This window comes from Alteromonas sp. 07-89-2 (genome assembly GCF_013113925.1).
Classification (GTDB): Bacteria; Pseudomonadota; Gammaproteobacteria; order Enterobacterales; family Alteromonadaceae; genus Alteromonas; species Alteromonas macleodii.
This window is the reverse complement of record NZ_VTYM01000012.1, coordinates 163,771-173,571: the sequence shown is the minus strand read 5'-3', so window position 1 is coordinate 173,571 and position 9,801 is coordinate 163,771. Positions and strand designations below refer to the sequence as shown.

The following is a 9,801-nucleotide window of genomic DNA, read 5'->3' as shown; positions in this document are numbered from 1 at the left end:
GAAAATACTTCAACGAGAAGCCGGATATACGGACGCAAACCATTTTAGTCAAAACAGCATGTTTACTCTTGCAATAATGGGGGAGACCATATACAGGCCCTAGGTTTAGTCTCTTAATCTTTTAGTATGAAATGGTAATGTTTAGCTATCGCAATGGTGAATATTAAACTAATGTGACGTAGTAAGCGTAGGTATTAGCAAGTGTCCAGCAACGCTAACTCACAGGAGATGCGCTATGATCGACCGTCCAGTTACATTGCCAACGCCATTAAACGTACTCGTGTCGAAGTCACTAAGCTTATGTGAGCTTATGTTACCCGTATGCGATGTGTTTTACCCCTTTGCGGCCATTTATGAAAACGGCCGAGTAGGTTGTATTTTCAACGACGAAACACAAGGTAAAAAGCGAGAGTCACAGCTTATCGAGCAGCTTCAGTGGCGAATTATCGATACCACCACCGACACAAACAGCTATAGCGTATTGGTTTATGCTGCGGCTGTTAATACGCAAGACAGCAAAACCCTCGACGCCATCGCCATCGCTACCGCAACACCGAACCACGAAGAGCGATTGATTCTTTACCCTTATTACAAAGTTGATGATAAGGTAGTCATATCGCCACCAATTGATACGGTTACTCGCTAGAATCCTAGCAAATTAAAACCTTTAGCCGAGCGGAATTACAGACACGTTAGTGATAAAAAACGTGTCTGTTTTCGTATCAGCTCAAACATCGATTAAACGACGTATCTCGGTGTGGACCATAAACGGTCAATAACGAGCGCTTTAAAAGGTAAGCCATTTGTAGGTGTGCAATACCTTTTACATTCGTTGTAACGATTAAAATTTTTTGTACTGTCATGGGCTGTCTTTGCTTGCCAAATCCCATTGGTCTGCTAGCATTCAGCCCAAAATTCATTAGCAAAATTAGGGATTAGTTATTATGTCTCGCGTTTTAATTATTGGTGCTGGCGGTGTTGCGTCGGTAACTGTGAAAAAATGTGCACGTTTACCGCAACATTTCGACGAAATTTACTTAGCAAGCCGCACGGTATCTAAGTGTGAAGCGCTACAACAAGAAGTAGGTGCAGATCGCGTTAAGGGTGTTTTCGCTGTTGATGCTGACAACGCAAAAGAAGTTGAAGCACTTATCAACGAAGTAAAACCAGACCTAGTAATCAACCTAGCGTTGCCATATCAAGACCTTCCAATTATGGATGCATGTCTTGCAACTAATACTGATTACCTAGACACCGCCAATTACGAGCCTAAAGACGAAGCGAAATTCGAATACTCGTGGCAATGGGCTTACCAAGACAAGTTTAAAGACGCGGGCATTATGGCCCTTCTTGGCAGTGGCTTTGATCCAGGTGTAACTAACGTTTACACAGCATATGCAGCTAAGCATTACTTCGACGAAATCCACTACCTTGATATCGTAGACTGTAATGGCGGCGATCACGGCCAGGCTTTCGCGACTAACTTCAACCCTGAAATCAACATTCGTGAAATTACCCAACGCGGTCGCTATTGGGAAAACGGCGAGTGGAAAGAAACGGATCCGTTAAGCGTACGTGAAGATCTGGACTATCAAAACATTGGTGTTCGCGCATCTTACCTGATGTTCCACGAAGAGTTAGAGTCTATCGTTAAGCACTTCCCTACCCTTAAGCGTGCACGCTTCTGGATGACCTTTGGTGATGCTTACCTTAACCACCTGCGTGTACTTGAAGGTATTGGTATGACTAGTATCGAGCCAGTTGAATTCCAAGGCCAGAAGATTGTACCGCTAGAATTCTTAAAAGCCGTGCTTCCTAACCCAGGCTCACTTGCCGAAGGTTACAGCGGAATGACGTGCATTGGCACTTACATCACAGGTATTAAAGATGGCAAAGAAAAAACTATCTTTATCTATAACAACTGTGACCACGCGAAATGTAACGAAGAAGTAGGCGCGCAAGCAGTATCTTACACCACAGGTGTTCCTGCAATGATTGGCGCAGCGCTTATGCTTAACGGCACATGGAAAGAAGCAGGTGTATGGAACATGGAACAATTCGATCCAGACCCATTCATGGATATGCTTAACGAGCACGGTCTGCCATGGCACGTACTCGAATGTGAAGGTAGCCCTTTCACTAAATAATTGAAATATCGGGGCGCTTAATTCAAGCGCCCTTTTTTATTAACGCCACTATTTAAATCTAGATCAGATTACTGGAATGTAGGATACAGAGTAGTTTTGAGCTACGACCTGTAATGTAATACATTAGGCGTTTGATAAATGTTGAAAGCCGTTTTATTTTTTGGAGCTTTATCCCATTGACCGATTTAACTCAACGTACTGATATTCCCTCTCCTTGCTACGTGCTGGAAGAAGCAAAATTAATTAAAAACCTTGAGCTGATGAAACAGGTTCAAGACGAATCTGGCGCGCGTATTATCTTGGCGCTTAAAGGCTTTTCTATGTGGTCTTGCTTCGACATCATCAAACAGTACTTACACGGAGCAACGGCCAGTTCGGTTTGGGAAGCGAAACTTGCTGCAGAGATGGGTAAAGAAGTTCACGCATATTCTCCTGCGTACAAGGTTAATGACGCAAAGGAATTGGCGGGTCTTGTTAATCACCTGTCTTTTAATAGTTTGACCCAGTGGAACGCGCATAAAGACGTGCTAGCAGGCGTGTCGTTAGGCCTTCGTATAAACCCTGAGCATCAAGAAGCAGATACACCACTGTACGACCCAGCTGCACCAGGTTCGCGCTTAGGCATACGCGCTAGTGAGCTAGAAGGCGTAGACTTATCGGGTATTGAAGGTTTTCACTGCCACAACCTTTGTGAGTGTGATTCTTTTGCTACTGCACGCACGCTTGAAGCCATTGAAAAGCGTTTTGGCAAATGGCTTGGTCAATTAAAGTGGTTAAACCTAGGTGGCGGACACCTGATGACCCGTGAAGGGTATGATGTTGAGCACCTCATCAAAACACTAAAAGACTTTAAAGCCCGTTACCCACACCTAGACGTAATTCTTGAGCCAGGGTCTGCGGTAGCATGGCAGACAGGGCCATTAATTTGCGAAGTGGTTGATATGGTAGAAAATGACGGAGATATCGCTATTCTAGACATTTCAGCTACTGCACATATGCCAGATGTGCTGGAAATGCCTTACCGCCCTACAATTTTGGGCGCGGGTATGCCTAATGAAAAAGCATATAATGTGAAGCTAGGTGGCAATTCGTGCCTTGCAGGCGATGTCATTGCTACCTACTCATTCGATGCGCCGCTTAAGGCCGGCGATCGATTACAGTTTGAGGACATGATGCATTACACCATGGTGAAAACCACCTTCTTCAACGGTGTAGAACATCCTGCTATCGGCATCCTGCGTTCTAACGGCGACTTTGAGCTGGTTCGCGAATTCAGCTACGAAGACTTTAAAGGTCGTTTGTCTTAATTAGCTTTTTTGTAATTGGCTAATTGTTAATGAGCCTTTTTACGGGCAAGCTGTTTGATTAAACAAACAGCTTGCTAATTTACACGGCTCACACAGTAAATTCCCTACTATCTGATTCACCTTAATCAATGAACCCCTCATTTTTCTCAGGTTAATATTAAACCCAAATATGAGTTAATAGTCACCAGAGTAGGCTGATGCGAACACTAAGTAGTTTTAGATAACTACTTAAGAAAATAACGTCCTCTTCATCAGCTTAAAATTCACCTTCCAATTTGTCTTAATTTTATGCTTTAGCGCGCTTTTGCTACTGACTTTGGGATCTTCAACGTTTGCAATAACGTCTTCAAGGGCAGCAGGGTGTAAATTAAAATCTTCAACCCTTTCTTTTGGAACATTTCCATAACCTTTATATTCATTCACCTTGTTTTCAAAATGAATAATCGACATCCACATTCGCTTTCCTCTGACTGGCGTCAGTTCTTTTACACCACTCCAATATCCGTGCCTTTCTTGACACCAGATGGTTTTAAAATCTTCACTTTTTTCAATTAAACTCATAAACGGATTATGCACATGTGAGTGCAGGCCTAGCCTTACACGAGGCGCTACCTGCAGCGTATATCCGTCAACAAAGTCAATTGCCATAAAAGATTGCTCTGAAAATTGATTCTGGACTTCTTTAACGAAGTCTTGGTGAAGGCTATCATCGTTATCAAGCCTCGTCGTAATGAGGAAAGGGGCTGTTAATCTAGACGCTATTTCTTTTTTTATAGACGGGTAAAAGTTTTCCATTCCGTCTGCGTAAATAGGGAGAAAATTGGAGAATTTTGAAGCTAGCTCGTTTATTTTTTCGCGATAAATTTCTGGTGTATTCGTATCGAAAAATACTAGCCATTCAAAGTTTTTTACCGTTTGAGATTTTATAGACGAATAACAGTACTGCTCAAACAGCTTCAATCTGTTTTCCATCCAGCTATCAGTTAAAACTTTGGATTGAGATTTGGTCTCATCCCAACCTTTTTTTCGAAGATTAAAGCGCGTTAATATGAAATGCTGAAACATGATAATGCCGTTGAATATAAGAAAATGAATTTACAGAGAAAAAGAATGCAAAAGGCAAATTGAAATAATACCAATAAAAACCACTCTTTTACGAAATTTTTTCTTTTTCTTTGTTAACTAAGACCCACTAAACGTTAATTCGCTCACATTTTTTCCTGAAAAAGGAAAAAATGAATTGATTTCAGGTCAGAGCGAGGCCTTAGCATTCAGGTAAACAACGTAGGAATTCATCGCGCATTGATTTTTATGGCGGCGCGATGGGGTTAGTGACTATACAACTCCACTTCCCGACGCCGCCTCAGATTTGTCGATCTCACCTTCAGCCAGCACTTCGTCATCTAACTCAATTTTAAATGACGTTCCTGCTTTTCCATGCAGGCTATAACGAAAGCCGTACATTTCGCCTTCATTTAGAGAAACTTCCGCAAAGGCATTAGGGTGGATTAAGTCGTAAACACCTGAGTCGTTAGCTTGAGAAAATATATCAACTAACCATTTTCCTTCTGACATGGTGATTTTGAGTGTTTTTGTCATATGAGCCTCCATAAACCTCAGTCCTTTTTGAACTGGGCAGTTGACGTGAATTACACTCCTTTGTATTTATTCCAAGGCCCATAAGATCAACAACGTGTTTACGCTTTTGCGTCTAGCCCAGCTTGATAAAGCGCATTCTTTTTCAAGTCATAGTGAGTGGCGACCACCGCCGCGGCCTTTTTAAGCGGCATGTGCTCACACAAAACACTTAGCAACGACATTGCTTCACTGGGTATCGCCTGGTCACTTACCTTCGCAGGGCCAATCATGACGACGAATTCGCCTTTCTGGTGTGCAACATCCGCATTGAGATAATCAATTACATCTTGCGCGCTGCCACTCACGTAGGTTTCGAAGGTTTTGGATAGCTCTTTCGCTACCACAATCTGGCGATCGCCTAGAACGCGCTGTATATCAGTAACGGTGTCTAAAATTCGACGTGGTGCTTCATAGTAAACTGTGGTGAACGTTCTATCTATTAACGCTGACAACACGCTTTCACGTGCCTGCACTTTAACCGGTAGGAATCCTTCAAAAATAAACTTGTCTGTCGGCAGTCCCGACGCGCTTAATGCTGTAATTGCAGCACATGGGCCCGGCAGAGCGCTAACCGGAATACCTTGCTCACGGCACTTGCGTACCAAAACAAAGCCCGGGTCGCTGATTAACGGCGTTCCAGCATCACTTATTAATGCTACCGACTCGCCGCCCTTTAAACGCTCACAAAGCATTGCTGTGCGCTTATCTTCGTTATGCTCGTGCAGAGAAAGAGTTTTCGTTCCAATGCTAAAGTGCTGTAAGAGTCGAGCGCTGTGACGGGTGTCCTCGGCAGCGATCCAGCTTACTTCACTTAATACGCGTATTGCTCTGGCACTTATGTCGTCTAAATTACCGATAGGTGTTGGAACAATATATAAGGTGGCGGTGTCTGTCATAACAGTGGTTAAGTCTTACGTTATTTTTAAAGAATATGCGATAAGTGTATCACGCCATTAGTCCAGATTATGCTGGCAAGCGTAGATTTTCACACTGGTTAAGATAAACTTGGCCTATAACGATGTAAAAGGAATGAAACTGTGCGTCATATTGGACAAGCTGGAAAAATCTTTACGCTATCAGCCGTCGCTTCTATATTGGTGCTAACGGGCTGTGGAAGTACACCTAAAACCCAGTCAAAGCCTGTGGTAGTGCAACCTACCCCAATTGAAACCACACAGGTTGAAGATAACGTCACACCTGAGCACAAACTCCTTGAAGCAAAAAAAGTATGGGAGCGCACCCGCAACAAAGAACAGCGCGATACGCTGTTGCTGCAAGCGGCTGACCTGTACCTTCAAAATCAACAGCCTGTTTTGGCTCAGCAAGTGCTTTATGAGGTAAAAGAAGACGGTATTTCAGGGGTAAATCAATCTTATTACTCCCTTCTGGTAACCAAAGCCTATGCGGGAATGCCTGATGCCTCGGCAGAAGAATTGCTGGCTATGTTGGATGGCGTAACCGGTACAGGCGAAACCGCATTCCAAAAAGCGGAGCTTCAAACCCAGCTCTTCAAGCAGCAAGGCAACCTAGCTGCGGCAGCGAATAGCGTATTAAAGACCAATCTTACTGACGATGAAAAAGTGCAACAAGTTTGGCAGTGGATTACCTCCATTCCAGCATCGTCACTTGATTCAGTGGGCAGTGCTTATCCCGACCTGTCTCCTTTCATTACTCTTCGCGAACTAACCGAAGAAAACGCGTCGTCACCGAAAAAATTAGCCAAAAGCCTGCAGCAATTTAAGCAGGTTTATCGCGGTCATGTATTAGAAAACGCTTTGCCTGAAAACGTGATTGAAGCAACCCAGCTTACCGATGCTGGCGCCAACGATATTGCGGTTTTACTACCACTTTCTGGCAGGTTAGCTCGCACAGGACAAGTCGTTAAAAATGGCATCATGGCGGCTTATTACACCGATGTTGAAAAGCGCCAAGATGAACACCTTCTGCCTCGTCTTCGTTTTATCGACACCAACGAAGTAGATACACAGCATTTACTCAGCGAAATTGGCGATACCAAGTTCATCATTGGCCCTCTTTTAAAAGACACTGTTGAACGTTTAATTCCCAGTTTGCCGCTTGGTGTGAACGTACTTGCATTAAACAGGCCTGACGAATTGCCAGACAATGCGTCTGCTAAAGGGTTGACAACAGGATCGTCAAATCCGGCGATAGCCGATGTTGCTCTTGCCTCTGGTACAGGTCTCGCAGGTGATGACACACAAAATGAACTCCACTCATTAGGCTTGCCTACCTCGCTGAATTATTACGGGCTAGCACCAGAAGATGAAGCAAAGCAGCTTGCTGAATTTATCTTTAATAAAGGATATCGTGCGCCTATCGTTATTGCCGCACAAAGCAGTCTGTACCAGCGAATGGACGACACCTTTAAAAAGCACTGGCGAATACTCAACAATCAGGAAAACAAGCAGCGAGCCAACATAACGTCGGTATCGTTTAACGACAGTAATTCACTTCGAGAGGGAATTACACAGGCGCTAGATGTGGCGCAAAGCAACGAGCGTATCAATCAAATTGAGTACATGACAAATGATGAAGTGTATAACATGCCTCGCAGTAGGCGTGATATTGATGCCATTGTTGCATTTGCCTCACCTCAAGACACAGAACTGCTTAACCCCATTATCGAAGCGAGCTTAAACCCATACGATGGCAAACAAGTCCCCGTGTATGCCACCTCTCGTTCAATGGATTACGACAGCGGGAAAAACCAATGGCGTGACCTGCAGAATGTGCACTTTATCGACATGCCTTGGTTAATGCCTTCACATAGTTGGCAACCTCTTCAGCAGGAGGTTGAACAGGCTTGGCAAAATCAAAATACTATGCAAAAACGTTTATTTGCGTTCGGTTTTGATGCCTATCAGTTGTTGCCTCAGCTAGGCATGCTTAACACGCTGAAATATCTTTCACACGAAGGGTTAACGGGTACACTTTCCCTTAATCAACAAGGTGAAGTAATACGCAAACAGCCTCAGGCAATTATTCGTAACGAAAAAGTTCAAATGCTTTCGGAGTAAAATTATGTCAACACTGCAAGGGAGTGCAGCAGAAGACGAGGCCTGTAAATATCTGATGGAACAAGGCCTTACTCTTCGATGTCGAAATTACCACACTCGGCGTGGCGAGCTCGACATTGTAATGCAAGACGGCAGCACCATAGTGTGCGTTGAAGTTAAATACCGAAGACGAAATCAGTTTGGCAGTGCTCTAGAGTTTGTGACTGCCAAAAAGCTCCAGCGAATTCAGGCTGCGTTTGATTTCTATTTGTTAGATAATGGCTTAAATCCAGCGTCTACTTCTCTGCGAATAGACGTTGTTGCCATAGACGGAGACAACCTTCAGTGGTTGAAGAACGTGGGCTAAAGACTGACAATATCCAGCTTTTAAACTGATGTTCCCCAAAGAGGACTAGAAGCGTACGCCAACGATGAGCGCGGCCGATATTGATGAAAATGTCTTTATGTCAGAAGTATTCCGTTTGTTTTATCTTATGATTTGCAACCCTTCATCGGTTTGATGAAAGTTTCTTAGGTTCCCACAAATAATGAGTCATCCCAACAACAAGGTTTCGTCCAGCAGCGTTGATAACCAAGAAATAGAGCTAATAGTCGGCAACTCCAGCTCTAATTTTTCTGGCGTAACGTCTACGATGCTGCAAGTAACATCGCTACAGAAGCATATGATTAATTTGCGGATAATGGGCAAGCATTTTGTTCCAGACCCATCTATGACTATTACTTTTTGGGAGGTCGCCAAAATGTGTCGACGCCCGCTTAGTAATGGTAAGTGGCGAATTTTTCATGCACGTCGCGTTGACGAGATGATTCAGGGTGTGATCCTCAAATACGTGTTTCGCGCCAAAATAAAGCTTGTATTTAGCTCTGCCGCTCAGCGAAAGCGTTCGGCTTCTACGGTGTGGTTAAGCAATAAAATGGATGCGGTTATTGCAATGAGTAATCGCTCTGCAAAATATTTAAATAAGCCCCCCGCCAAGATAAATCTCCACGGTGTGCAAATAGACAACTACACGCCAGCAGAAAACAAGCAAGAAGCTTGGCAAGCATTAGGCTACGGCGGCAAGTACGGCATTGGTATTCTGGGCAGAGTTAGAGAGCAAAAAGGCGTTCATCTATTTGTTGAAGCGTGCATCAAAGTATTGCCCAAATACCCTGACGTGAACGCAGTAGTTGTAGGTGCCATATCCTCGAGCAACCAAGAATTTGTAAACGAGCTTAAAGAAAAAATTTCTAAAGCCGGGTTAACTGACCGAATTGTTTTCACCGGTGAATTGCCGTTTGAGCAAATTCCTAGAATCTTCAGTGCACTGTCATTAGTAAGTGCACTTAGCTATAACGAAGGGTTTGGATTAACTGTACCTGAAGCCATGAGTGCAGGAGCTGCGGTATTAGCTACTCAGGCGGGCGCATGGGAAGACATCATTAGGCCAGGCGTTGATGGGTATATTGTACCTACCAAAGATCAGCAAGCTGTCACAGAAAAGATGGATTTACTGCTTTCGGATATGGACAAACTTGCAGAAATGGGCAAAGCCGGACGCGAACACGTTGTGAAAAATTTTAAAGTTGAAGATGAAGCAAGAAACCTAGTTGAGTTTTTTCGCACGCTTCAATAGTAAATGCGGGTTGATTATCGCGAGCGATAAACGTTAGGCCGTTTTTCTCTCGCGC

9 protein-coding genes are annotated in these 9,801 nt (G+C 43.8%); 6 read left to right on the top strand and 3 right to left on the bottom strand.

Translation table 11 applies throughout. The features are described 5' to 3' along the window. Nucleotides 1-235 precede the first annotated feature (235 nt). From F0261_RS10350 to nspC, 3 genes are all read left to right on the top strand, one after another. On the top strand, nucleotides 236-646 hold the full coding sequence (locus F0261_RS10350) for a hypothetical protein (protein WP_014999348.1): 411 nt from the start codon (nucleotides 236-238) through the stop codon (nucleotides 644-646). A gap of 298 nt (nucleotides 647-944) precedes the next feature. Next, nucleotides 945-2,147, top strand: a complete 1,203-nt coding sequence (locus tag F0261_RS10345) for a saccharopine dehydrogenase family protein (protein WP_014950514.1) — start codon at nucleotides 945-947, stop codon at nucleotides 2,145-2,147. Nucleotides 2,148-2,323: 176 nt separating this feature from the next. After that, nucleotides 2,324-3,454: a carboxynorspermidine decarboxylase gene (gene nspC, locus F0261_RS10340; RefSeq protein WP_171337902.1), complete on the top strand. Its 1,131-nt coding sequence runs from the start codon at nucleotides 2,324-2,326 to the stop codon at nucleotides 3,452-3,454. A gap of 228 nt (nucleotides 3,455-3,682) precedes the next feature. Here nspC and F0261_RS10335 read toward each other — a convergent pair whose 3' ends face one another. From F0261_RS10335 to rsmI, 3 genes are all read right to left on the bottom strand, one after another. After that, on the bottom strand, nucleotides 3,683-4,519 hold the full coding sequence (locus F0261_RS10335; protein ID WP_171337901.1) for a glycosyltransferase: 837 nt from the start codon (nucleotides 4,517-4,519) through the stop codon (nucleotides 3,683-3,685). Between the two features lie 270 nt (nucleotides 4,520-4,789). Beyond that, the gene (locus F0261_RS10330) at nucleotides 4,790-5,053 is read right to left on the bottom strand and encodes a hypothetical protein (protein ID WP_014980128.1); all 264 of its coding nucleotides are present in this window, start codon (nucleotides 5,051-5,053) and stop codon (nucleotides 4,790-4,792) included. 98 nt (nucleotides 5,054-5,151) lie between these two features. Next, entirely contained in the window at nucleotides 5,152-5,988 is an 837-nt protein-coding gene (gene rsmI, locus F0261_RS10325; protein ID WP_014980129.1) for a 16S rRNA (cytidine(1402)-2'-O)-methyltransferase, read from the bottom strand. A 141-nt stretch (nucleotides 5,989-6,129) separates the two neighbouring features. Here rsmI and F0261_RS10320 point away from each other — a divergent pair, with 141 nt between their 5' ends. From F0261_RS10320 to F0261_RS10310, 3 genes are all read left to right on the top strand, one after another. Continuing rightward, nucleotides 6,130-8,130, top strand: coding sequence for a penicillin-binding protein activator (locus F0261_RS10320; RefSeq protein WP_171337900.1), 2,001 nt, complete (start codon nucleotides 6,130-6,132; stop codon nucleotides 8,128-8,130). Between the two features lie 4 nt (nucleotides 8,131-8,134). Beyond that, entirely contained in the window at nucleotides 8,135-8,476 is a 342-nt protein-coding gene (locus F0261_RS10315) for a YraN family protein (protein WP_171337899.1), read from the top strand. Nucleotides 8,477-8,657: 181 nt separating this feature from the next. Then, nucleotides 8,658-9,746 carry a glycosyltransferase family 4 protein gene (locus F0261_RS10310; RefSeq protein WP_014977256.1) on the top strand — a complete coding sequence of 363 codons (1,089 nt, stop codon included), beginning with the start codon at nucleotides 8,658-8,660 and terminating at the stop codon, nucleotides 9,744-9,746. The last annotated feature ends 55 nt before the right edge of the window (nucleotides 9,747-9,801 follow it).